Raw genomic sequence first — 23,246 nt, forward strand, 5'->3', positions numbered from 1 at the left:
GTGTAGATCTGGGTTGTCGACAGGTTGGCATGACCCAGCAGTTCCTGTACCGCCCGCAAATCGCCGGAGGATTGCAGGATGTGGCTGGCAAAGGAGTGGCGCAGCATGTGCGGGTGAACGTGGCGGTCCATACCTGTGCGAATCGACCACTCGGCCAGGCGCTTTTGTACCTGGCGGCCACCCAGGCGCTGGCCATGACGACCGACAAACACCGCCAGGCAGTCCGGAGTACTTTGACGTTCTGCCAGCCATTGCTGCAGGTAGTCCAGTGCAGTACGGCCGATGGGTAGCAGGCGTATCTTGTTGCCCTTGCCGCGCACCCGCATCAGTTGTTCGGTCAGGTCAATATCTGGCAAGTCCAGATTGACAGCTTCAGACAGGCGCAGGCCGGAAGAGTACATCAGCTCGAACAGGGCGCGGTCGCGCAGGCTGAGGCTGTCGTCCGGTGCGATATGTTCCAGCAGGGCTGCCGTGCCATCGACTGGCAGTGCTTTGGGCAGGGGTTTGTCCTGGCGGGGCGCACGCAGGCCCAGGCAGGGATTGCCACTGATCAGCTGTTGCTGCAGCAGCCAGTCGTAAAACTGGCGCCAGGATGACAGCTTGCGCGCCAGGCTGCGGCTACCCAGGCCTCGGGCGTGCAGGGTGGCCATGGCCTTGCGGATGTCGTCGGTCTTGACCTGTAGGCAGTTCCGTTCGCCAAGCAGTGGCTGCAGGCTGTGCAGATCACGCAGATAGGCATCCAGCGTATGCGGGCTTTTGCCTTGCAGTCGCAGCTGGTCGGCAAAGCCCTGTAGCAGCGGGAGGAAGTCAGCCACGGCGCAGCTTGGTCATTTGTGCCAGGCGCTCAAACAGCGACAAGTCTTGCTCGTTCTTCAGCAAAGCCCCAGCCAGGGGCGGCAGGCTGGCATTGCCATGCCGGCTGGCCAGCTCTTCGCTGCTGATATTCTCGCTGCCCAGCAGTTTCAGCCAGTCCAGTAATTCCGAGGTGGTGGGCTTTTTTTTCAGGCCGGGCAGCTCGCGGATGGAAAAGAAGACTTCCATGGCTTGGCGGATCAATTGCTGCTGCAGCCCCGGATAGTGCACGTCGATGATGGCCTGCATGGTTTCGTGGTCCGGGAAGCGGATGTAATGGAAAAAGCAGCGCCGCAAAAAGGCATCGGGCAGCTCTTTTTCATTATTCGAGGTAATGATGATGATGGGGCGTTGTCTGGCGCGCACGAATTGCTGGGTTTCATGGACGAAGAACTCCATCTGGTCCAGCTCGCGCAGCAGATCATTGGGAAATTCGATGTCGGCCTTGTCGATCTCGTCGATCAGCAGCACGGGAGCGGTATCCGCTTCAAAAGCCTGCCACAGCTGGCCCTTGATGATGTAGTTGCTGATGTCTTGCACCTTGGCGTCGCCCAGCTGCGAATCGCGCAGGCGGGATACCGCGTCATACTCATAGAGGCCGTGCTGGGCCTTGGTAGTGGATTTGATCGGCCAGACAATCAGCTTGCGGCCAAGGCTGGCGGCAATTTCTTCTGCCAGCATGGTTTTGCCGGTGCCCGGCTCGCCTTTTACCAGTAGCGGGCGTTGCAGGGTGATGGCGGCATTTACGGCCATCATCAGGTCATCGGTGGCAATGTAGTGTTCGCTGCCGCTAAAACGTGTGCTCATGTTGGTTGGCTCGGTTGTGATGACAACACAAAGCCGCCAGGGTGGTTCGGGCGGCTTTCATTTGGCAGACTGGTGCTCTGGGTTGTCCGGATCAACGGCCTGCCGTGCTGGGGGCTGGAGAGGGGGCTCAGCGCACGAACTGGCGTTCCAGATCTTCCAGGCTGATGTTCCATTCTTTCATCATATGGCGCAGCAGGACAATTTCCGGGTCGCTGATGGTGCCGTCCGATTTGCTGATGTCCATGGCCAGCACGCAAGTGAGAATGCGCTTGTTGCGATCGGTGACTTCGCCCAGCATGAATTCGATGCGGTCGGTGTCCAGCAGGTGGATGGTGCCATCCTGCTCGGCCTCGTCGGAAATGTCATCGCAGTAGTCCGCCAGTACCTGGGCAAACTGTTTGCGGGGCAGGCCGATCAGGTCGTAGACGTTGACGTTCTCCAGCAGGTCCAGCTCACGCGGATCCATATTGCCGTCGGTAATCATGAACATCGCCAGCAGGCGGGCAATGGCTTGCGGACTGTTGTTTGGGTATGGACGCATGTCGGAATTTCCTGTTGTTATAACTTATTGAGTTTGGCGACAAAGGCCGCCGGCATGGTGCTTACCTGACGAGTCTGGTAATCAAAGAAAACAATGCCGGTCTTCAATCTTGCCACTTCTTTGCCATTGTGACCATCGATTGCCTGGTAGACGATGTCAAGTCCGTACTTGTTCAGGTCGCACACGCCCAGTTTGAAATGCAGATTGTCGCCATGGAAGGCTTCTGCACGGTACATGACCGCGGCATCCGCCATGATGATACCCACACCTTCTACATCCAGTTCACTGTAAGCAAGGCTTTTCAGAAAACGCAAGCGCGCTTCGTGGGCCAGGCGCAAAATGGCATCATTGGCCATGTGGCCGCCGTAGTTGATGTCGCCGATGCGGACATCCAGCACGGTCTCGAAAATGAATTGCTCGGGCAGGGCGATCTTGATGCGGGCCATGATTTCACCTGGGTAAAATGGCATTCAGTCTAATCGACTGTCTTAATCTGTATCAACCGCAGGCCGGACTGGTTTGCTAGACTGTATGCATAGTACCAACACACCATAAGGAGAGGGTCATGTATCAACGCATATTTGTGCCGGTGGATGATAGTGATACGTCTAACCTGGCTCTGGCCGAGGCTTGCCGTCTGGCCAAGCACATGGGCAGTACTGTCCGGCTGGTGCATGTGGTCGACTTGGCGCAGTTTGGCTGGGGCGGGACCGAGTTTCTGGATGCTGCCGAGTTGCAAAAGTCGATCAAGCAAGCGGGTGAGCAGGTACTGGGGCAGGCACAAGCGCAGGCGGTAGCTGCGGGTTTGACGCCAGAGGTGAAGATTCTTGAAAGCTGGGGCGATAAAATTGCTTCGGTGCTGCTGGACGACGCCAATAGCTGGGGGGCTGATCTGGTGGTGATGGGTACGCATGGCTGGAGTGGCCTGATGCATATCCTGATGGGTAGTGTGGCTGAGGGTTTGCTCAAGCAAGCAGATGTGCCGGTCTTGCTGGTACGCAATGCCGGGGAGTAAGGCGGCGATGGCCGGCATGTGCTGGCTGATCTAGACCCACCAAAGAAAAAGGGCAGTAGCAAGCTACTGTGGAGTGGCTTGCTACTGCCCTTTGTCGGAGAGACTATCAGCTGGCGGCGGCTTCGGTCGAGCCTTCCTGGGCTTCCATCTGGGCACGCACGGCCTTGCGCAGGCTCTTGTACAGGTCCGGATGGGTTTCCTTCAGGTATTCGACGATTTCGAAGTCTTCACGGCGTACCTTGGACAGGTCGATTTGCTCAACATGGACCAGGCGCAGCAGTTCACGCACCGGCTTGGGCATGTTGCGGCCACTTTCGTAGCGGGAGCCGCCTGACTGGGTAACACCGATGCGGCTCCAGAATTCCTGTTGGTTCAGGCCGAGCTTGCGACGGATTTCTCGCGGGTTGGTGATTTTTTCGAAGAGTTTCATGGGTTGTTCCTCTTAAAAGGCTAAACAGTATTGTATTGAATTATAGGTATGGTTTAGGACACTGCCCTATGTCCTAAAAATAGCAAAGAAAATCCATAAGGAATAATTCGGATGCAAAAAAAATCATTAAGTTCAATGATTTTTGTGCATCTTGTTTTGCTTATGTTAGCGTATTCTTATCTAGAAATACAATGGAATCTTTGCTATCTGGCGTGAAATAGTATCGCCATGTCGTGAACATGTACATATGGGAAGGGAGGGGTGGCGAGCCTGACCCTCGGCACTTGCACTAAGTAACTATGGCTGCTTCCTTCCGGACCTGACCAGGTTTGCTACCGTACAATGCGAGGAGACCCGCCGCAGAAGAGTGCGAATAATAACGGGTTTGCCGCACTTTGCCAAGCATTTGCGCTTATGCCATAAAAAAACATGCCGCTGTCTGCAGCCTGTTGCGCTGGCATTGCACAGGATGTGGTTGCCCTTGCCGGCTGAGTCAGGGCAGACTTCCGGCATGACCGGACACTCATCACAGGACTCCCATGGCTCCTTCCTATCTGCCGCTGCTGCGAACCCTGCTTGCTTTTGATACCACCAGCCGTCACTCCAACCTGGAGCTGATCGACTGGGTGAGCCAGTATCTGGCTGGATTTGGCCTCAGCAGCCAGCGCACGCTGAACGATGACGGCAGCAAGTCCAATCTGTTTGCCCGCATTGGCGCGGATGACTTGCCGCTGATGCTGTTGTCCGGCCATACCGATGTGGTACCGGTGGATGGTCAGGTGTGGAGCTCGCCTCCCTTTGTATTGACCGATAAGGGCGACGGGCGCTGGTATGGCCGTGGCACGGCCGACATGAAAGGCTTTATCGCCTGCGTGCTGGCGCATGTCCCTGAATGGGTCAGACTGGCGCAGCAGGGGCGTTTGCAGCAGGGCATCGGCATTGCCCTGTCTTATGATGAAGAGGTGGGTTGTCTTGGCGTGCCGCGCTTGATTGATGCCTTGCTGCAGCAAGGCGTGCCGGTGACCGGCTGCATTATTGGCGAGCCCACTTCGATGCGGCCGGTGGTGGCGCACAAGGGTATTGCCCATTATCACTGCCATGTGCAGGGGCGGGCGGCGCATTCCTCGCTGCCCCCACAGGGGGTCAATGCCATCGAATATGCCGCGCGGCTGATCACTCATGTGCGACGACTGGCGGATACTGAGGCCTCGTTTGGTCACCATCAGCCACTATATGATGTGCCGTTCACCACTTTGCAGACCGGGACGATTCATGGCGGGACTGCCAACAATATCGTGCCCAAGGATTGTGAATTCACTTTTGAATGCCGCTGGCTACCGGGGGATGATCCGCAGCGTTTTGTCGATTCGGTGCGTGACTATGCCGACAACCTGTTGCTGGAGATGCGCCAGGTGGCACCGGAAGCTGCGATTTCCATTGAACCGAAGGTGTACTGCCCGGCTTTTGAAGCGACGCCGGAGAGCGAGGTGCTGGGCTACGTGGAAAAGCTGTGTGGCTGCCAGGGAGGTGACGGGGTGGCCTATACCACTGAGGCCGGTGTTTTCCATGCTGCAGGCATGCCATGCGTGGTGCTGGGGCCGGGTTCGATCGAGCAGGCACATCGCCCGGACGAATTCATTGAGGAGAGTCAATTGCAAGCCTGTTTTGACTGGCTGGGCCGTCTGACCGGCGAGTTGTGTCGCAGCGACAGTCAGGGCTAGCAAAAAATTTTGCATGGTCTGACAAATCACTTCAGAATTCCGGCTCCGGTGACCCCGGAACCAGAGGCACCCGTTCAGGTTATCGCTTGAGCGGGTTTGTTTTTTGTCGTGATGAGAGACCAAATGAAACAGGAAAACAGATCCTCGGCCACCGTGGGTGCCAGCAAGGCACGTGACGGTTTTACCTCCAGTTTTGGCGTATTGGCGGCCACGCTGGGCTCAGCCGTAGGCCTGGGCAATATCTGGAAATTTCCTTATCTGACCGGTACCAATGGCGGTGCCGGTTTTCTGGTGGTGTACGTCTGTGCCACCTTGCTGGTGGGCCTGCCGGTGATGATTTCCGAAATCATGCTGGGCCGCCGTGCCAAGTCTGATGCGGTGACGGCGCTAAAAAAACTGGCCCCGGCCGGACAGCCCTGGTGGTTGATCAGCGCTTTTGGCGTGCTGTCGGCCTTCCTGATCATGGCCTTTTATTCTGAAGTGGCGGCCTGGGTATTTGCCTATGTGTTCAAGGCTATTGGCGGCGGCATTCTTTCCAGTGACCCCAAGGTAACTTCGGCTGCCTTCGGTTCGCTGATTGCCGACCCGGTGCAATCGCTGTTGTGGCAGTGGCTGGTGCTGGCGCTGATCGGTGGCATCCTGCTGATGGGTGTGGCCAAGGGTATCGAGGCCGTAACCAAAAAACTGATGCCCATGCTGTTTTTGTTGCTGCTGGTGATCGGTGTGCGCAGTCTGATGCTGCCGGGCGCCATGCAGGGGGTGTCCTTTTTGTTTACGCCGGATTTTTCCAAGATCACGGCGGGCGTGGTGCTGACTGCAGTGGGCCTGGCCTTCTTCAAGCTGTCCATCGGCATGGGCACCATGATGACCTACGGCAGCTATTTCCGTGATGATCAGAACATTCCGGCGACTACCCTGCGAGTGATGTGTGCCGACCTGTTCGTGTCCATGCTGGCTGGTATCGCCATCTTCCCGGCGGTGTTTGCCTTCGGCTTCAAGCCGGAAGCCGGTCCGTCGCTGCTGTTCATCACCATTCCGGCGGTGTTTGCCAGCATGCCGCTGGGTCAGCTGTTCATGGTGGCCTTCTTTATCCTGGCGGCGATTGCCTCTACCGGTGCCATGTTGTCGATTCTGGAGGTGCCGGTATCGGTGTTGAGCGAGCGTTTCGGTATCAGTCGTCCCAAGGCCACAGTGCTCAACCTGTTGCTGCTGGCCCTGATCGGCGCGACCTGCGCGCTGTCCAATAGCAGCATGGCTGAGTTCAAGCTGTTCGGCATGACCATGTTCGACCTGTTCGACTTTGTCACCTCCAACATCCTGATGCCGCTAGGTGGGATTTTCCTCTGTCTGTTTGTCGGCTGGGTGTGGGGTTTCGACCGGCTGAAGGCCGCGCTGTCCAATGAAGGTCAGCTGCATAACGAGGCGCTGGTGCGTGTGTTGTTTGTGGTGGTGCGCTTTGTGTCGCCGCTGCTGATTCTGGTGGTGATGCTGAAAGGGTTGAAGTTGTTCTGATCCTGCGGCCATCCAGCAGGCTGTCAAAGGGCCATCCCATGCGGGCTGGCCCTTTTTCTTGGCTGGAAGCGTTGTATTCCTGCCGTATTTTTACTTACCGCTCATGCCTAACAGACTTTCAACTGGTATTGAATAATAAATCGTGGAATGATGGCGGTTCTCCTCATATCCATTTCGGGTTGAAAGGATTTGTCATGAAGCACGGCAAGACCCTGTCTTTCAGTGTGCAGCAGCTGGACGCGCCAGAGCAGCGGCAGGCCTTGTGTTCCGAGTTGTCAGCGCTGGTGCCGGACCGCTTTGCCGGTCCCTGGTCGGAAGAGGAATTGCAGGAGCTGATCCAGAGCTGGCGCATGATGGCCTTCTGTCAGGATGGCGGCGTGGTGTGCGCCCATCCTTTTCATTCGGCGGACGGGCTGTTCCGCACCGTGGTGTTTGAAACCAAGGCGGCCTGAGTCGTTCAGTGCGGGTAGGCTGGATGCAGGTGGCAGCCCCGCAGGTGATCATTCACCACGCCAGTGGCTTGCAGGTAGGCATAAATTACCGTGCTGCCGACAAAATTCATCCCCGCCTTTTTCAAAGCCTTGCTGATGCTGTCGGACAGCGGGGTGCTGGCCGGGCATTCTGCCAGCGATTGCCAGTGATTCACCACGCTTTGGCCATCGGTATGTGCCCATAGCCATTGGGCAAAGCTGCCATGTTCTTGCTGCAATTGCAGGAATACCCGTGCATTGCGAATGGCGCTGTTGATCTTCAGCCGGTTGCGCACGATGCTGCTGTCCAGCATCAGCCTTTCCACATCATCCTCGCCCATTTGTGCCACTTGCTGCGGATCGAAGCCGTAAAAGGCGCGGCGGTAGCCTTCGCGCTTGCGCAAGATGGTGATCCACGACAGTCCGGCCTGCGCCCCTTCCAGAATCAGCATTTCAAACAGTTTGTGATCGTCGTGCTGGGGGCGGCCCCATTCCTGGTCGTGGTAGGCCATATAGAGCGGGTCGTCGCCACACCAGGGACAGCGGGGCAAGGCAAGATCGGTCATGGGGGAGGCTCCGGCACCGCCCGGCGGGGCCGGGCGGCAGGGTTGGTTCAGCTGAGGTTGTGCATCAGGATGTCGCAGGACAGGCCGGTTTTCTGCAAGCCCTGGCGGCTGGCCAGATTAAGTACCAGCGGGTTGCGGATATTGGCCTTCAGCTCGCCCAGCGCCGGGTGGGCTTCGGCTGCGGACTGCTCCTGATACAGCAGCACCAGGATGACCGCGTCTTCCGGCTTGCTCAATTGCAGGCGCGCCACTTCTTCATCATTCAGTTCCACCTCATAGCGCACGCCCAGCTGTTGCGGCAGGGTGACGCTAAGGGTGATGGCCGCGTCGTTCAGTGACTGCATCCAGTACACCGAAGGATTATTGCTGTCGGCATTGTGGAACAGTTTGAACTGGGTGCAGTTTTCCAGGGCGGGAATGCCCTGGTCAAAATTGATGATGGTGCTTTCATCCACTTCTACAGCACCGAGTTGGCTGGAATTGAACAGCATGACATTCTCCCTGTGGCAGATGTTGGCATTATGCATCAAGCCTTATCCGGCGACGATCCCGGCATTCCGGAAATATGTCATGTGGCAGGGCGGGGCTGCGGCCTTGCTGTTCGGGCGGCGTGCACTGATTTGATGACAGGCCTGCCTGATGAGGGTGCAAACGGCTAGAATGGCGCACCATGATGATGCCTACTGCTTTATATCCCCGCATTCAGGCAGCCTTGCTCTGCTCGGATGTGACCGACAAGCTGGCCGCGACCGAAGTCATTCATGCTGCCTGGCAGCGTGGTGAACTGCAGCGTGAAGATGCGCCATTGACCCGGCTGCCGATGGCGGGCCATCCCGAGCGGCCTGAGCTGGTGCATGCCACCAAGGTGCCGCGCCGGCGTCCGGGTTCGCCGCAAGGCCAGCCCGCCATGCTGCATGCCATTGCCCATATCGAGTTCAATGCGGTCAACCTGGCTTTGGATGCCGCCTGGCGTTTTCGCGAAATGCCGGATGATTTTGTCAGCGACTGGCTGCGTATTGCGGCAGAAGAAGCTGGCCATTTCCGTCTGTTGCAGGGCAGGTTGCAGCAGCTGGGCTACAGCTATGGCGACTTTCCCGCCCATAACGGCCTGTGGGAAATCTGCCATGTCACCGATCATGATGTATTGGTGCGCATGGCGCTGGTGCCGCGCGTGCTGGAGGCGCGCGGCCTCGATGCCAGCCCCGAGCTGCAACGCAAGCTGGCCAATATCGGCGATGAAGCCAGCGTGGCCATTCTGGACATTATCCTGCGCGATGAAATCGGCCACGTGCAAGTGGGTAATCACTGGTTTCATCATCTGTGCCGGCAGCGTGCGCTGGAGCCGATGGCAACCTTCAGCCGCCTGCTTGCAGAGTATGATCTGACCGCGCACCGTGGCAGCTACAATATCGATGCCCGCCGGCAGGCAGGCTTTTCCGAGGCAGAGCTGCAATGGTTGCAGCAGGCCAAGGATTGAGCGCGCTGCGGGCTATTTCTATCCATGGAGTACTGCATGTTTTACCGGCTTTTGTGGCGCTTGCGCCAGCAACGCAAACTGGCTCTTGGTGGCCTGCTACTGGCTACGCTGTTGTTTGTGCTGTGTGCGGCCTGCCTGAGTGCGCTGGACTTTGACAGCGCTCCGCTCGCCATGGTGTTCTGTGTTTTGCTCATGCTGCCGGCCTTGCTGGTGCAGCTATTGATGCTGTGGGTGCTGGCGCAAAAACCCTGACTGAAAAATGGCATTGAAAACAGTGATTTAATGTCGCATTGCTGCACGGCGTCAGGCTTGACGATGGCCGCGCAGACAGCGCATAATCGCGCCGCAACATAAGAAAAGGCCCCTGATACGGCGGGGCCTTTTTGTTTTTACAGTTTTCGGAGATACCCGAATCATGGACTATCAGGCGTTTTTGCGTCAGTTGGAATCCAGTACGCTGCCTGCATCCGACTTTACTCACCAGGCGCATTTGTATGCTGCCTGGGCTTATCGCCGCCAGTACCCGGCTGCTGAAGCGGCAGTGCGCTGTGCGCGCGCCTTGTCGCGTTATGCCATGGCGCAGGGGGCGGCGGAAAAATACCACCACACCCTGACCATGTCGCTGTTGTCCATCCTGTACCACCGTGCCCAAGAGCAGCCGGCCATGCTGGAAGACTGGCCGTCCTTTCTCGCGACCTGCGACGATGTGCTGCAGGATGCGCGGGCGGTGGTGCTGCAATATTACTCTGCTGACAGGCTGAGCCAGGATGCCTCGCGTCGCGGCTTTGTGCCGCCGGACCGACTGCCGCTGCCCATTGCCTGCCTGTCACATTAAGGAAGCCAAGCCATCATGATGAAAGCCCCGGAACTGCTGCTGCCCGCCGGCACGCTGGACAAAATGCGCGCCGCCTATGATTTTGGTGCCGATGCCGTCTATGCCGGCCAGCCGCGCTATTCGCTACGTGCGCGCAACAACGACTTCAAGCTGGAAGAACTGAAAACCGGTATTGATGAAGCGCATGCGCGCGGCAAGCTGTTTTTCGTGGCCAGCAACCTGCTGCCGCACAACAGCAAGATCAAGACCTATATGGCGGACATGGAGCCGGTGATTGCCATGAAGCCGGATGCGCTGATCATGGCCGACCCGGGGCTGATCATGATGGTGCGCGAACGCTGGCCCGAGGTGCCGGTGCACTTGTCTGTGCAGGCCAATACCGTCAATTACATGGGCGTGAAGTTCTGGCAGAAGCTGGGTGTGTCGCGCATCATCCTGTCGCGCGAGCTGAGCCTGGATGAGATTGCCGAAATCCGCCAGGAATGCCCGGATATCGAGCTGGAAGTGTTTGTGCATGGTGCGCTGTGTATTGCCTACTCTGGCCGTTGCCTGCTGTCGGGCTATTTCAATCACCGCGACCCGAACCAGGGCACCTGTACCAATGCCTGCCGCTGGGATTACAAGATGCACGATACCCAGGGTGATGACGCTGGCGATGTGCAAACCATCAAGCTGGATTTCAACAAGGCCCTGGAAGAAGCCAACCAGAGCTTTGCTGCCTGTGGTGGTGCCGAGCGCCATCCGCTGGCCGACAAGACTTATCTGATCGAAGAGGGCAGTCGTCCGGGCGAGCTGATGCCCATCATCGAAGACGAGCATGGCACTTACATCATGAACTCCAAGGATCTGCGTGCGGTGGAGCAGGTGGAGAAGCTGGTGAAGATCGGGGTGGATTCGCTCAAGATCGAAGGTCGCACCAAGAGCCTGTACTACGTGGCGCGTACCGCCCAGGTGTATCGCCAGGCTATTGATGACGCGGTAGCCGGCCGCCCCTTCAACCTGGGCCTGCTGGCCGAGCTGGATGGCCTGGCCAATCGTGGCTACACTCCGGGCTTTCTGGAGCGCCATCAGACCCAGGATTACCAGAACTATCTGGACGGGCATTCCAAGGCCAAGCAAAGCCAGTATGTTGGCGATGTGCTGGAAGTCGATGCCGATGGCTGGGCGCTGGTGGAGGTAAAAAACCGCTTCGGCGTGGGCGACCGCATCGAAGTGATTCATCCGCGCGGCAACCGTATCGTCGAGCTCAAGCAGATGACCCGTAATGGCGCGGCGGTGGAGCTGGCGGCCGGCAATGGCATGCAAGTACGCATTCCAGATATGGTCGGCATGGAAAAAGCCCTGCTGGCACGATTGATCTGATCAAATGTAGCGGTGGCATCGAAGGTTGCTAAAACGTAAGCGGATTGCCTGCAAGGGCCATCCGCTTTTCTTTCGCCTGTTGCCACGGCAAGTACGGACCGGATTTGATCTGTGGCAAATCTGCCTCAGCTTGTCCTGGAGCAAGAAAAATCTTTTTTTGTCGGCCAGAAGCTGGCGGGCCGCGTTGAGTGATCAGAGGCGCTGCCGCTGGCCGCGAAAAAGCAGACAGGCACCGAGCAGGCCCGGACCTTGCTAAAGCCTTGAAACATCAGGTGGAGCGCGGGTTTTGATCATATGTATAGGCAAATTTGTGCTGTATGGCCGTTTGTGCCGGAGGAAATGATCAGATGTTCAGAATAGTAAACACTGGCGCTCGTCAAGAGCATTCGGGTGTTGAATTTTTTGCGCTGCAAAATAAATTCATGTTGCGGCTGAATGTCTTTGTGGTTAAAAAGCTGTAACACCTCACCACAGATTGTGGATTTTATTAAACATTACAGAGGTGGCATCTACAGTGGAGGAGGCTTGGTAATGGGGAAGGTCTACCCTTGCGGGAAACGGGCAGCAACGGTTGGCGCAATGCGCTACCCTGGCAGCCGGTTTCCACAGGTTTCCTGCGATAACAATAAATATCAGGACGACTGGCGGCTGCGTGCTGCAAGTTCGTCGTCTCTTGCCTGACAGTTACCGGGTCCAGCTGGGATAGCAATAGCCAGAGTGGATAGGATGGGGTTATAAATGTTGTGCACGAATATTGCTTCATACATATGCGTGCCATTGTTACCCCAGGTTTGGCGCTGACCGGATTCGAGGGAGAAACCCCGGACGGTCAACAGGAGGTGCAGTTCATTAGGTCCCTCGAGTCCCCAGACAACAGGGAGTTTATGGTCTTGCAATACATTAGGAAGCCTGTAATGAAGAAGAAACTTGTCAAGAAAGTGCTGTGTTCGCTGCTTCTGCTGTTGCCTAGTGCGGGCGTACTGGCAGAAGACAAGGTACTGAACGTCTACAACTGGTCTGATTACATCGCCAAGAGCACCATTCCTGGCTTTGAAAAGCAGGTCGGAGTCAAGGTCAAGTATGACGTGTACGACAGCGACGATACCCTGCAAGCCAAGATGATGACCGGCCGCGCCGGTTACGACATCGTGGTGCCCACTTCCAACTTCATGGCCAAGCAGATTGAGGCTGGCATTTATCAGAAGCTGGACAAGTCCAAGATCCCCAATCTGGCGAATCTGGACAAGGGGCTGATGGCCAAGATCCAGGATGCCGATCCGGGCAATGCACACGGCGTGCCGTGGGCTTATGGTACCGATGGCCTGGGTTACAACTTCACCAAGGTCAAGGCCATCCTGGGCAAGGACACCCCGCTGGATAGCTGGGACATCCTGTTTGACCCGAAATACGTTTCCAAACTGAAGGGCTGCGGCGTTTCGGTACTGGATCAGGCTAACGACGTGTTCGCCGTTGCCCTGCATCATCTGGGCAAGGATCCCAACAGCAAGAACCCGGCCGACTACCAGGCTGCCTTCGAACTGCTGAAGAAAATCCGCCCCTACATCACCCAGTTCAACTCTTCCGGCTATATCAATGACCTGGCCAACGGCGACATCTGCCTGGCGCTGGGCTGGTCTGGCGACGTCAACATTGCCAAGCATCGTGCTGCCGAAGCCAAGCGTACCTACCAGCTGGGTTACGTGATTCCGAAGTCCGGCGCACCGATCTGGTTTGACGTGATGGTGATCCCGAAAGATGCACCGCATGTTGATGCGGCCCTCAAGTGGATCAACTACATCGAAAATCCGGAAGTCAATGCCGCGATTACCGACGAAGTGTTCTACCCGACTGCCAATGCGGCAGCCCGCAAGTTCGTGAAGCCGGAAATCGCCAACGATCCGTCCATCTACCCGCCGGAATCGGTCATGAAGACCTTGTTCCTGCTGAAGCCGCTGCCGTCTGACATCATGCGTCTGCAGAACCGTCTGTGGACCCAGTTGAAGACTGGTCGCTAAACCGTGTCCTGACCGGCCGGGTGGGGGTTCGCCCGGCTGGTTCTGACCTGCACGATCCGTGCGGTCGTCAAGACCGCAGGGATGGATGCAACAGCCGCTGCTACCGCATTGCCGGCACGGCAGCTGGCTAAGAAAAAGCAGTACTGGAGTGAGGGTTACAGTCTGGTTCCGCAGAGCCGGGCTGTAGTGAAACGTAAGTCATCACATCAGGGCGAGTCGTGACAGGGCCTTGATATGATGGCTGTAAAGATGTGCTTGGCAAGCCGGTCCCACCGGCCAAGTGGTGCTAAACATGAAAAGTCTCAATTTTAGTCGATGGTTTCCGTCCGGCAGGACTACCGTCATCGGTGTTCCCTTCCTGTTTTTGTTTGTGTTTTTCCTGCTGCCCTTCCTGCTGGTAGTAGGCATCAGCTTCTCGCAGCAGCAGCTGGGCATTCCGCCTTATACGCCGCTGACCAAGATCGAAGACGACGTCTTCACCCTGGTGCTTAATATTGGCCACTACAAGTTCATGCTGGGTGACGATCTGTACTTTGCCACCTACATCAGCTCGGTGCAGATGGCATTTGTCTCCACCGTGCTGTGCTTGCTGATCGGCTACCCCATGGCCTATTACATCGCCCGTGCGTCCGAGTCTGCTCGTGACACGCTGATGATGATGGTGATGTTGCCGTTCTGGACTTCCTACCTGATTCGCGTCTATGCCTGGATCGGCATTCTCAAGAACGATGGTTTCCTCAACCAGTTCCTGATGTGGCTGGGCGTCATCGATACCCCGCTGCGGCTCTATCACACCAACTGGGGCGTGTATATCGGCATGGTGTTCTCCTACCTGCCTTTCATGATCATGCCGCTGTATGCCCATCTGGTGAAAATGGACCTGCGCCTGCTGGAAGCCGCCTATGACCTGGGTGCCCGTCCGTGGAAGGCATTTGTCCAGGTGACGCTGCCGCTGTCGAAAAACGGCATCATCGCCGGCAGCCTGCTGGTATTCATTCCGGCGGTGGGCGAATACGTGATCCCGGAACTGCTGGGTGGTTCGGATACGCTGATGATCGGTCGCGTGATGTGGGATGAATTCTTTAACAATATGGACTGGCCGATGGCTGCAACCGTGACTTGCGCCATGGTGCTGCTGCTGCTGGTACCGATGGCGCTGTTCCAGCATTACCAGGCGAAAGTGATGGAGGAAGTGAAATGAGCACGATGAAACCCAGCAAGCCGCTGTCGTTTGCGGTACTTGGCTTCGGCTATGCCTTCCTCTATCTGCCCATTGTGCTGCTGGTGATCTACTCGTTTAACGAGTCCAAGCTGGTCACGGTATGGTCGGGTTTCTCCACCAAGTGGTATTGGGCACTACTGGAAGATGATGAGCTGATCAATGCAGCCCTGCTCAGTATCAAGATTGCCCTGATGACGGCGACTGCTGCCGTGGTGATTGGTACCTGGGCGGGTTTCGTGATGGCGCGGCTCAACCGCTTCCGCCTGTTCCCGCTGTTTGCCGGCATGATCAATGCGCCGCTGGTGATTCCCGAGGTGATTCAGGGTATCTCGCTGCTGCTGCTGTTCGTGGCCATGGAGCAGGCATTTGGCTGGCCGGAAGGTCGTGGCGTGTTCACCATCTGGATTGGCCACGTGATGTTGTGCGTGTCCTATGTGGCCATCGTGGTGCAGTCCCGTGTGCGTGAACTGAACCGTTCGCTGGAAGAAGCTGCCATGGATCTGGGGGCGCGTCCGCTCAAGGTGTTCTTCGTGATCACCCTGCCGCTGATTTCCCAGGCGCTGGTGTCCGGCTGGCTGCTGTCCTTCACCCTGTCGCTGGATGACCTGGTGCTGACAGCCTTCCTGTCCGGCCCGGGTTCCACCACGCTGCCGATGGTGATCTTCTCCCGTGTGCGTCTGGGTCTGAACCCGGAAATGAACGCCCTGGCCACCTTGTTCATCATCGTGGTGTCGGTAGGGGTAGTGGCGGGCAATCTGTATATGCGCTCGGTACAGCGCAAGCGTGACCGTGAAATGCAACTGGCCTTCAATCAGGCGTAAGCCGACCAGGCAGGTCGCAGGCAAGGACGGGGCAGCAGCAGGGATAACACACCATTCCGGTTGCTGCCCCGTTGGGGTTCTAGAGGTGAAAACAACGTGGTATCCATGCAGTAGGACAAGGGAGAAGTGAGATGAAGAAATTGTTGATCAGTGCACTGATCGCAGGTCTTCCCGGCGTAGCCATGGCCGATGCCAAGGGAGACGAGATCGCCAAGCTGAAAGCCCAGTTAGAGGCTCTGCAGGCGCAAATGCAACAGCTGCAGAAAGCTGTTAATGCCGCGACGGCCGCCAAGGCGCCGGAAGCGGATGATGCCAATACCGAGCTGAAGCAGCGTGTGGCTGGTATGGAAATGAAGGTGGACAAGCTGACGACCGACGCCAGCGAAGGCCCGATTGCCGGCTTGAGTGTGACCGGCTACCTGGATCCGACCTATCTGTACAACCGTAGCGGCAAGAGCTCGGGTTTCCAGTTCGTCAACCACAATAGCGGTTATGCCTATACCAACAGTACCTTTGGTGATGTCTATCTGGATATCAAGAAAACCTTCGGCGTAGGCCCGATGGCGCCGAGTGCCGAGATCACCATTCTGCCTAACCGCGGTTCGGGTAATACCCTGCTGGATGGCGGTGGCACCAACAATATCATCAATACCGCGATGATCAATTTCCCGGTATCCGACACTACGCAGTTGGTGGCCGGCCTGATGAACAGCTTTGGTGGCTACGAAGTGCAGCAGTCCAATCAGATGAACACCATCACCCATGGCCTGCTGTATGACTTCAGCGATCCGGGCAGCTATGTGGGTGCTGGTTTCAACTGGGCGCATGGTGAGTGGGCAACCAAATTCATGATCGCCAACGAGCAGTACCGTACTTCGGCCAATTCGGTAGACACCAATAATGGCAAGTCGGCCAATAACACGCCCAGTGTAACTGGCCGCTTTGACTACACCTGGAGCAGCGCGCTGGATATTGGCGGTTCGGCCAATGTGGGTCGGCAATCGCTGGTGGCACATACCGACTCCAGTGGCAATACCGACAAAACCTACGGTTATCAGGGCTCATCCAGCAATCCGTATAGCAATTACTACTTTGCCGAGTTGGATGCCACCTACACCATGACTGACGGTGTGCTGAATGCCGAGCTGGATTATGGCCGGCAGAAGCAGGCTGCCTGGAATGGTGGCGATGCCGTATGGTACGGCTTCTCCTTGCTGGCCCATCAGAAGTGGACCAGCGAGCTGTTTGGCCGCATGGGTGCCACCCTGCGTTACGACTACCTGAATGACAGCAAGAATGGTGGCGGTGGTGGTGGTATCGCCCTGGGTCAATCCAGTGGGGTTGACGGTACCAATGGCTTCGGTATTTCCCAGGCCTGCTACAACGACAGCGTCGCCAATGGCGGTTCTGGTACCGACTGCTCAGGCGCTACCCGCCAGGCTTTGACAGCAGCCCTGTTGTTCTACCCGACCGATCAGCTGACCCTGAAGATGGAATACCGTCACGACTGGGCTAACCGCGATGTGTTCCTGCGTAACGATGGCAACTATCGCAAGAGCAACGACATTTTCGCTGCCCAGGCTGTGTACAGCTTCTGATTGTCAGACTGTTTCATCGCTCGAATGGCCTCCGCTGGAGGCCATTTTTCATTGGATTCCTTTTGCCGGTTGCTTGTTTTGGCTTGGCAAAGCAGGACGGGGGCGGCACACTCAGGCATTGTCTTTGTTGGAATGCTTCATGTTCAGACGTCCTGACTGGCTGGCCTCGTTGTTCAACCGTGCGCCGTATGTGGCAAAGCCGGCGGCGCGCCATCATGGCCCCGCCGGCTATCGCAATCTGTACCCGTTCACCCTGCCTTCGCTGGGCAGCCTGTTGCACTGGAAGCTGGCGCAGTGGTGGCGTGCGCGCCCGGATCACCGGCCGGAAATGGTTCCGGTGACTGGCGGCGACCCGGCGGCCTTGCGTGCCAACTGCCTGCGCTCCAGCGTGACCTGGCTGGGGCACGCCAGCAGCTTTGTGCAGTTGGCAGGGCAGAATGTGCTGATCGATCCGGTGCTGTCGTCGCGGGCGTCACCGTTTCGCCATCTGGGGCCGAAGCGGCAAGTGCCTTTGCCCATTGATCTGGCGGATTTGCCGCGCATTGATCTGGTCTTGCTGACGCATCTGCATTACGACCATCTGGACTTTCCCACGCTCAAGCGCCTGGCGCAGCAGTCGGGTGGGGCGCCGGACTTCGTGGTGCCGTTGGGAGTGGCGCGGGCCGTGCGCGCCGCCGGCGTGCCGGCCGAGCGGCTAGTCGAGCTCGACTGGTGGCATGCGGTGCAGCGCGGTGCGCTGCGGGTGCTGCTGACGCCGGCACATCACTGGAGCAACCGTGGCCCGTGGGGTGACCTGAACAAGGCGCTATGGGGTGGCTATCTGCTGGAAGGGGCTGGCTTGAAAATCTGGTATCCCGGTGATACCGGTTATCAGGCAGAGCTGTTTCATGAGATCGGCTTGCATATCGGGCCGGTGGATTTTGCCCTGCTGCCTATTGGTGCTTACGAGCCGCGCAAGGTCATGCGGGCGCAGCATGTCAATCCCGATGAGGCCGTGCGCATTTTCAAGCATGTTGCAGCGCGCAAGGCCTGGGCAGTGCACTGGGGCACCTTCATTCTCACGGACGAGCCGATACAGCAGCCGATGGCAGAGCTGGCCATGGCCTTGCGCGAGCAGGAGGTCAGTCCTGCCGATTTCATGCTGCCGGCCATCGGCGAAACCATCTGGCTGTAGTTGTGCGGAGCAGCTGTGGTGCATGATGGCGGTATTTTGCCCCTGATTGGCGCACAAGACGCCATTTTGCTGCGATGCAAACATTGCCCCTCAGGGCAGGGGGGCATACAATCGACAGTGTTATTTTTTCGAAAACGAAGGCTTTTTTTCGTTTTCACAGCAATATGGGGCTAGGCATGACGATTCTGCAATTGATCAATGAACGGGTGCAGGCTGCGCTGAGCGCGGCCGGTGCGCCGGATGCGCCGGCGGTGATTCAGCCGGCTTCCAAGCCGGAATTCGGTGACTATCAGGCCAACGGCGTGATGGGTGCGGCCAAGGCGCTCAAGACCAATCCGCGCGAACTGGCGCAAAAAGTGGTGGCGGCGCTGGACTTGCAAGGTATTGCCGACAAGGTAGAAATCGCTGGTCCGGGTTTCATCAATATTCATCTAGCCCCTGAATATCTGGCCCGACGCAGCGAAACTGCCCTGAAAGATGCGCGGCTGGGTATTACCCCGGTAGCGCCGCAACGGGTGATGGTGGAATATTCCTCGCCCAATCTGGCCAAGGAAATGCACGTAGGCCACCTGCGTTCTTCCATTATTGGTGACGCACTGGCGCGGGTGATGGAGTTTCTCGGTCACGATGTCGTGCGTGCCAATCATGTTGGCGACTGGGGTACCCAGTTCGGCATGCTGACTGCTTATCTGGTGGAAATCCGCCAGGCTGGCGACAATGCACTGGAGTTGTCCGATCTGGAAACCTTCTACCGCAATGCCAAGGTGCGCTTTGACGAAAGCGAAGAGTTCGCCGACCGTGCCCGCGACTATGTGGTGCGCCTGCAGGGTGGTGACGCAGAAGTCCTCAAACTGTGGGAGCAGTTTGTCGACATTTCCCTCAAGCACTGCGAAGCCGTTTATCAAAAGCTCAATGTTGGCCTGAAGCGCGAACACGTACGTGGTGAGTCCGCCTACAACGACGATCTGCCGGTCATTGTGGAAGAGCTGCGTGCCGCTGGCCTGCTCAGTGAGAGCGATGGGGCGGAAGTGGTGTTCCTGGAGGAATTCCGCACCCAGGATGACGAGCCGATGGGTGTGATCATTCGCAAGAAAGACGGCGGCTTCCTGTACACCACCACCGACCTGGGCGCGGTGCGCTACCGTCACAAGGTGCTGAATCTGGATCGCGTGATCTACGTGGTGGATGCGCGCCAGAGCCAGCACTTTGCCCAGATGTTCAGCATCTGTCGCAAGGCCGGTTTTGCCCCGGAAAGCATGAAGCTGGAGCATATCGGCTTTGGCGTGATGATGGGCGACGACGGCAAGCCGTTCAAGACCCGTTCCGGTGGTACCGTCAAGCTGATCGAGCTGCTGGATGAGGCCGAAGAGCGCGCCTATGCCTTGGTGTCGGAAAAGAACCCTGAGCTGTCCGATGCGGAAAAGCGTGAAATCGCCGCAGCGGTGGGCATTGGTGCGGTGAAGTATGCCGACCTGTCCAAGAACCGCATGAGCGATTACATCTTCAACTGGGATACCATGCTGGCCTTCGAGGGCAATACTGCGCCTTATCTGCAGTATGCCTACACCCGTGTGCAGAGCGTGTTCCGCAAGGCAGAAAACGTCGACGCCAATGCGCCCATCGTGATCACCGAGCCGGCTGAGAAGCATCTGGCTGCCGCGTTGGCCCAGTTTGAAGACACCTTGCTGTCGGTGGCAGAGGGTTGCTACCCGCATTATCTGTCCAACTATCTGTACCAGATTGCCACGCTGTTCTCGCGCTTCTACGAAGCCTGCCCCATCCTGAAGAGCGAAGGTGAAGTGCGTGCCAGCCGTCTGCAGCTGGCTGCGCTGACTGGCAAGACGCTGAAGACGGGCCTGGATCTGCTGGGTATCAAGGTATTGGAAACCATGTAAACCGGTATTGCTGGCCGGACATGAAAAACGCCCTGAAATATCAGGGCGTTTTCTTTTGCTGCTGGCCGAGGCTCAAATCGCCTGGGTAGTGTGCAGCAGCCAGTCGCGGGCCGGGCCATCCACCAGGGGTATTAGGCGGGTACGTACTTCCTGGTGATAGTGGTTCAGCCAATCCACCTCTTGCCGTGACAGCAGGCTGTGCTCGATGCAGCGGGTATCAATCGGGCAGAGGGTGAGGGTTTCGAAGCGCAGGAAGTCGCCAAAACCGTTCTGCTCGGCGGCGACGTTCAGCACCAGGTTTTCGATGCGCACCCCCCATTGGCCGGGGCGGTAAATGCCGGGCTCTACCGAGGTGATCATGCCTTCCTGCATCGCCATGCTGGGGTCTGGCAGGCTGCGTGAGATGGTTTGCGGGCCCTCATGCACATTGAGGAAATAGCCTACGCCATGACCGGTGCCGTGGCCGAAGTCGATATTGTGTTGCCACATCGGCGCGCGGGCCAGGGCGTCCAGCATCGGCGACAGGGTGCCGCGCGGAAAGTGGGCCATCGACAGATTGATGGTTCCCTTCAATACCAGGGTGAAGTCGCGCTTCTGCTCGCTACTGGGCGTGCCGACGGCCACTACGCGGGTGATGTCGGTGGTACCGCCCAGATATTGGCCGCCGGAGTCGATCAGCAGTAGGCCGTCGCCGCTGATGGGGGAGTGCGCTTCGGCGGTGGCATGGTAGTGAGGCAGGGCGCCATTGGCATTGAAACCGGCAATGGTGGCGAAGCTGGGCGAGACAAAGCCGGGGCGGCGGGCGCGGGCGGCGGTGATCTGCTCGTCTATGGTCAGCTCGGTGATGGCGGCACGATTGACCGTGTTGTCAAACCAGGCAAAGAACTCGCATAGCGCTGCGCCATCCTGCTCCATGGTGCTGCGTACCTGGGCGGCCTCGGCAGCGGTCTTGCGTGATTTGAGCATGGTGCTGGGGTTGATGGCGCTGATTACGGTGGTGTCTGTGGCAATTGCCTGGCGCAAGCCCAGCGTGATGCGACGCGGGTCGATCAGGATGCGGTCACTGGCGCTCAGCTGGCTGAGTGCGCTCTTGGCCAGCTGGTAATCTGCCAGCTCAATGCCGTCGGCGGCCAGTGCAGCACGCAGTGTGGCATCCAGCTTGCTGCTGTCGACGAACAATGTCGCTTGTTCGCTGCTGATCAGGGCGTGGCTGATGAAAACCGGGTTGTAGTTGACATCGGCCCCGCGCAGATTGAATAGCCAGGCGATGTCGTCCAGGGTGGAGATGAAGTGATGACTGGCAGCTGTCTGTTGCATGGCCTGACGTACGGCCAGCAGCTTGTCCGCACGACTGGTGCTGGCAAATGGCGCAGCGTGCGGGTAGATGGCGGAGACCGGCAGTGCCGGGCGTGCCTGCCAGATTTGCCCGACCAGATCGATATCGGTGCGCAGCTGCACACCTTTGGCGTGCAGGGCGGTTTGCAGGGCTTGTGCTGCGGCCAGGCTTAGTACGTCACCGTCTACACTCAGCGTCTGGCCATTGCCCAGTTGCTGTGCCAGCCAGTCCAGATGCTGGGTGCTGGCGGCGGTCTGGATTTTCATCAGGCTGATGCTGCTACCCTGCAGCTCCTGTTCCGCTTGTTCCCAGTAGCGGCTGTCGGCCCACAGGCCGGCCTGGTCAAGGGTCACGATCAGCGTGCCCATCGATCCCTTGAAGCCGGATAGCCATTGGCGGGCCTGCCAGTGTGCGGGCAGGTATTCCGACAGGTGGGGATCGGACGAGGGGATCAGACAGGCATCAATATGATGTTGCTGCATGGCCTGACGCAGTGCGCTCAGCCGTTGGGGAATGCTGGAGAGAGTGGTCATGCGAACTCCGATACGGGTAGTACGCCCATTCTGAGTGTGCTTGCCGTAATCTGACAAGCCAGTTTATACCGGTGCCTGCATGAGTTTTCTGAATGACAGCAATCGGGCAGGCAAGAAAAAAGGCGATCCGGAGATCGCCTTTTTCATGATGCTGCCTGATGTCTAGTCGGCGCGCTGGGTGCTGCGCTGGCCTTGGCTGGCGCTGGACGAGCGCGGACCGCGCTTGTCGTAGCTGCTGCTGCCAGTGCCACGGCCGTAGCCACCTTCGCGACGCTCGCGACCATAACCATTGCCGGCGCTGCTGCTGCTGCCACGACGCTGGCCTTGGCCCTGAGCACCGTAACCACCCGGCTTGCCGTTGCGACGCGGGCCTTTCGGCGGGCGACGGGTCGGTTCCAGGCCTTCGATCACGCCTTCGGTGATCTGGCGCTTCAGGTATTGCTCGATACGGCGAACCTTGTGGAATTCTTTCGATTCCGCCAGGGTGATGGCAGTGCCATCGCGACCGGCACGACCGGTACGGCCGATACGGTGTACGTAGTCTTCAGCTTGCTTGGGCAGGTCGAAGTTCACTACGTGGGTGATGGTCGGTACGTCGATGCCGCGAGCAGCAACGTCGGTGGCAACCAGGATTTTGATACGGCCACGACGCAGGTCGTTCAGGGTACGGTTACGCCAGCTTTGCGGCATGTCGCCATGCAGGCAGGCGGCGGAGTAACCCTGGTCGGACAGCTTGTCGGCCAGTTCTTCGGTGTAGGCCTTGGTCGCCGAGAAGATCACGCACTGGTCAAAACCCGATTCTTTCAGGATGTGATCCAGCAGGCGATGCTTGTGGTTCAGGTCGTCAGCGTACAGCAGATGTTCTTCGATGGTGCCGCCGGAGGTTTCGGTGCGGGCGATTTCGATGCGCTGCGGATCGCGGGTCATCTTTTCAGCCATGCGACCAACGGTGCCGTCCAGGGTGGCGGAGAACAGTACGGTCTGACGGGTTTCCGGGGTGGCCTTGACGATGGTTTCGATGTCATCGATGAAGCCCATGTCCAGCATGCGGTCGGCTTCGTCCA

General features: G+C 57.9%; 24 protein-coding genes and 1 other RNA gene. 15 read left to right on the plus strand and 10 right to left on the minus strand.

All coding sequences use genetic code 11. The annotated features are described in order from the left end of the window. The 4 genes from EAY64_RS12095 to EAY64_RS12110 form a co-directional block, all read right to left on the minus strand. Nucleotides 1-815, minus strand: an 815-nt coding sequence (locus tag EAY64_RS12095; protein ID WP_103525015.1) for a tyrosine recombinase XerC, incomplete at its 3' end; no start/stop codon positions are given. Beyond that, nucleotides 808-1,659: an AAA family ATPase gene (locus EAY64_RS12100; RefSeq protein ID WP_103525016.1), complete on the minus strand. Its 852-nt coding sequence runs from the start codon at nucleotides 1,657-1,659 to the stop codon at nucleotides 808-810. The genes EAY64_RS12100 and EAY64_RS12095, both read right to left, overlap by 8 nt. Nucleotides 1,660-1,786: 127 nt before the next feature. Beyond that, nucleotides 1,787-2,200: a TerB family tellurite resistance protein gene (locus EAY64_RS12105; protein WP_103525017.1), complete on the minus strand. Its 414-nt coding sequence runs from the start codon at nucleotides 2,198-2,200 to the stop codon at nucleotides 1,787-1,789. A gap of 17 nt (nucleotides 2,201-2,217) precedes the next feature. After that, complete coding sequence (locus EAY64_RS12110) at nucleotides 2,218-2,646, minus strand: thioesterase family protein (RefSeq protein WP_103525018.1); 429 nt, start codon at nucleotides 2,644-2,646, stop codon at nucleotides 2,218-2,220. Nucleotides 2,647-2,765: 119 nt separating this feature from the next. On the opposite strand from EAY64_RS12110, the gene EAY64_RS12115 reads away from it, so the two are divergent. Continuing rightward, nucleotides 2,766-3,215, plus strand: a complete 450-nt coding sequence (locus tag EAY64_RS12115) for a universal stress protein (RefSeq protein WP_103525019.1) — start codon at nucleotides 2,766-2,768, stop codon at nucleotides 3,213-3,215. Between the two features lie 106 nt (nucleotides 3,216-3,321). On the opposite strand, the gene EAY64_RS12120 is transcribed toward EAY64_RS12115, so the two are convergent. Continuing rightward, nucleotides 3,322-3,645 (minus strand): helix-turn-helix domain-containing protein, encoded by a 324-nt coding sequence (locus EAY64_RS12120; protein ID WP_103525020.1) that lies wholly within the window; start codon nucleotides 3,643-3,645, stop codon nucleotides 3,322-3,324. A 260-nt stretch (nucleotides 3,646-3,905) separates the two neighbouring features. Further along, nucleotides 3,906-4,004: signal recognition particle sRNA small type (gene ffs / locus EAY64_RS12125), an RNA gene on the minus strand. A gap of 180 nt (nucleotides 4,005-4,184) precedes the next feature. Between ffs and argE the strand changes: the two genes are divergently transcribed. The 3 genes from argE to EAY64_RS12140 all read left to right on the plus strand — a co-directional run bounded on the left by argE (nucleotide 4,185) and on the right by EAY64_RS12140 (nucleotide 7,330). Next, the gene (gene argE / locus EAY64_RS12130; protein ID WP_103525021.1) at nucleotides 4,185-5,366 is read left to right on the plus strand and encodes an acetylornithine deacetylase; all 1,182 of its coding nucleotides are present in this window, start codon (nucleotides 4,185-4,187) and stop codon (nucleotides 5,364-5,366) included. A gap of 123 nt (nucleotides 5,367-5,489) precedes the next feature. Further along, the gene (locus EAY64_RS12135; RefSeq protein ID WP_103525022.1) at nucleotides 5,490-6,878 is read left to right on the plus strand and encodes a sodium-dependent transporter; all 1,389 of its coding nucleotides are present in this window, start codon (nucleotides 5,490-5,492) and stop codon (nucleotides 6,876-6,878) included. 194 nt (nucleotides 6,879-7,072) lie between these two features. Continuing rightward, nucleotides 7,073-7,330: a hypothetical protein gene (locus EAY64_RS12140; protein ID WP_103525023.1), complete on the plus strand. Its 258-nt coding sequence runs from the start codon at nucleotides 7,073-7,075 to the stop codon at nucleotides 7,328-7,330. A 5-nt stretch (nucleotides 7,331-7,335) separates the two neighbouring features. On the opposite strand, the gene EAY64_RS12145 is transcribed toward EAY64_RS12140, so the two are convergent. Together EAY64_RS12145 and fliW are read right to left on the minus strand one after the other, a co-directional pair. After that, on the minus strand, nucleotides 7,336-7,914 hold the full coding sequence (locus EAY64_RS12145; RefSeq protein WP_103525024.1) for a DNA-3-methyladenine glycosylase I: 579 nt from the start codon (nucleotides 7,912-7,914) through the stop codon (nucleotides 7,336-7,338). A gap of 47 nt (nucleotides 7,915-7,961) precedes the next feature. Beyond that, nucleotides 7,962-8,405: a flagellar assembly protein FliW gene (gene fliW, locus EAY64_RS12150; protein ID WP_103525025.1), complete on the minus strand. Its 444-nt coding sequence runs from the start codon at nucleotides 8,403-8,405 to the stop codon at nucleotides 7,962-7,964. On the opposite strand from fliW, the gene EAY64_RS20795 reads away from it, so the two are divergent. The 11 genes from EAY64_RS20795 to argS all read left to right on the plus strand — a co-directional run bounded on the left by EAY64_RS20795 (nucleotide 8,404) and on the right by argS (nucleotide 20,313). After that, the gene (locus EAY64_RS20795) at nucleotides 8,404-8,538 is read left to right on the plus strand and encodes a hypothetical protein (RefSeq protein ID WP_255424540.1); all 135 of its coding nucleotides are present in this window, start codon (nucleotides 8,404-8,406) and stop codon (nucleotides 8,536-8,538) included. The two genes, fliW and EAY64_RS20795, sit on opposite strands and share 2 nt — an antisense overlap. Before the next feature lie 46 nt (nucleotides 8,539-8,584). Continuing rightward, nucleotides 8,585-9,391 carry a ferritin-like domain-containing protein gene (locus EAY64_RS12155; protein ID WP_226034281.1) on the plus strand — a complete coding sequence of 269 codons (807 nt, stop codon included), beginning with the start codon at nucleotides 8,585-8,587 and terminating at the stop codon, nucleotides 9,389-9,391. 36 nt (nucleotides 9,392-9,427) lie between these two features. After that, a complete protein-coding gene (locus EAY64_RS12160) occupies nucleotides 9,428-9,643 on the plus strand; it encodes a hypothetical protein (RefSeq protein WP_103525026.1) in 216 nt (71 codons plus the stop codon). A gap of 163 nt (nucleotides 9,644-9,806) precedes the next feature. Then, nucleotides 9,807-10,226 carry a hypothetical protein gene (locus EAY64_RS12165; protein ID WP_103525027.1) on the plus strand — a complete coding sequence of 140 codons (420 nt, stop codon included), beginning with the start codon at nucleotides 9,807-9,809 and terminating at the stop codon, nucleotides 10,224-10,226. Nucleotides 10,227-10,244: 18 nt separating this feature from the next. After that, complete coding sequence (gene trhP / locus EAY64_RS12170; protein ID WP_103525035.1) at nucleotides 10,245-11,588, plus strand: prephenate-dependent tRNA uridine(34) hydroxylase TrhP; 1,344 nt, start codon at nucleotides 10,245-10,247, stop codon at nucleotides 11,586-11,588. A gap of 914 nt (nucleotides 11,589-12,502) precedes the next feature. After that, nucleotides 12,503-13,603 (plus strand): polyamine ABC transporter substrate-binding protein, encoded by a 1,101-nt coding sequence (locus EAY64_RS12175; RefSeq protein WP_103525028.1) that lies wholly within the window; start codon nucleotides 12,503-12,505, stop codon nucleotides 13,601-13,603. Nucleotides 13,604-13,895: 292 nt separating this feature from the next. Continuing rightward, nucleotides 13,896-14,804: an ABC transporter permease subunit gene (locus EAY64_RS12180; protein ID WP_103525029.1), complete on the plus strand. Its 909-nt coding sequence runs from the start codon at nucleotides 13,896-13,898 to the stop codon at nucleotides 14,802-14,804. A 5-nt stretch (nucleotides 14,805-14,809) separates the two neighbouring features. After that, complete coding sequence (locus EAY64_RS12185; protein ID WP_059285016.1) at nucleotides 14,810-15,646, plus strand: ABC transporter permease subunit; 837 nt, start codon at nucleotides 14,810-14,812, stop codon at nucleotides 15,644-15,646. A gap of 131 nt (nucleotides 15,647-15,777) precedes the next feature. Beyond that, nucleotides 15,778-17,244 carry a DUF3138 family protein gene (locus EAY64_RS12190; protein ID WP_103525030.1) on the plus strand — a complete coding sequence of 489 codons (1,467 nt, stop codon included), beginning with the start codon at nucleotides 15,778-15,780 and terminating at the stop codon, nucleotides 17,242-17,244. A gap of 139 nt (nucleotides 17,245-17,383) precedes the next feature. Beyond that, on the plus strand, nucleotides 17,384-18,418 hold the full coding sequence (locus tag EAY64_RS12195; protein ID WP_158604683.1) for an MBL fold metallo-hydrolase: 1,035 nt from the start codon (nucleotides 17,384-17,386) through the stop codon (nucleotides 18,416-18,418). Nucleotides 18,419-18,594: 176 nt separating this feature from the next. Further along, on the plus strand, nucleotides 18,595-20,313 hold the full coding sequence (argS, locus tag EAY64_RS12200) for an arginine--tRNA ligase (RefSeq protein ID WP_103525032.1): 1,719 nt from the start codon (nucleotides 18,595-18,597) through the stop codon (nucleotides 20,311-20,313). A gap of 72 nt (nucleotides 20,314-20,385) precedes the next feature. Here the strand turns inward: argS and EAY64_RS12205 are convergent, their stop codons facing one another. Beyond that, a complete protein-coding gene (locus EAY64_RS12205) occupies nucleotides 20,386-22,182 on the minus strand; it encodes an aminopeptidase P family protein (RefSeq protein ID WP_103525033.1) in 1,797 nt (598 codons plus the stop codon). A 162-nt stretch (nucleotides 22,183-22,344) separates the two neighbouring features. Continuing rightward, nucleotides 22,345-23,246 (minus strand): DEAD/DEAH box helicase (locus EAY64_RS12210; protein WP_147456219.1); only part of this gene is annotated, 902 nt, incomplete at its 5' end.

The sequence above is a fragment of the Aquitalea palustris genome (assembly GCF_003693445.1).
Lineage (GTDB): Bacteria > Pseudomonadota > Gammaproteobacteria > Burkholderiales > Chromobacteriaceae > Aquitalea > Aquitalea palustris.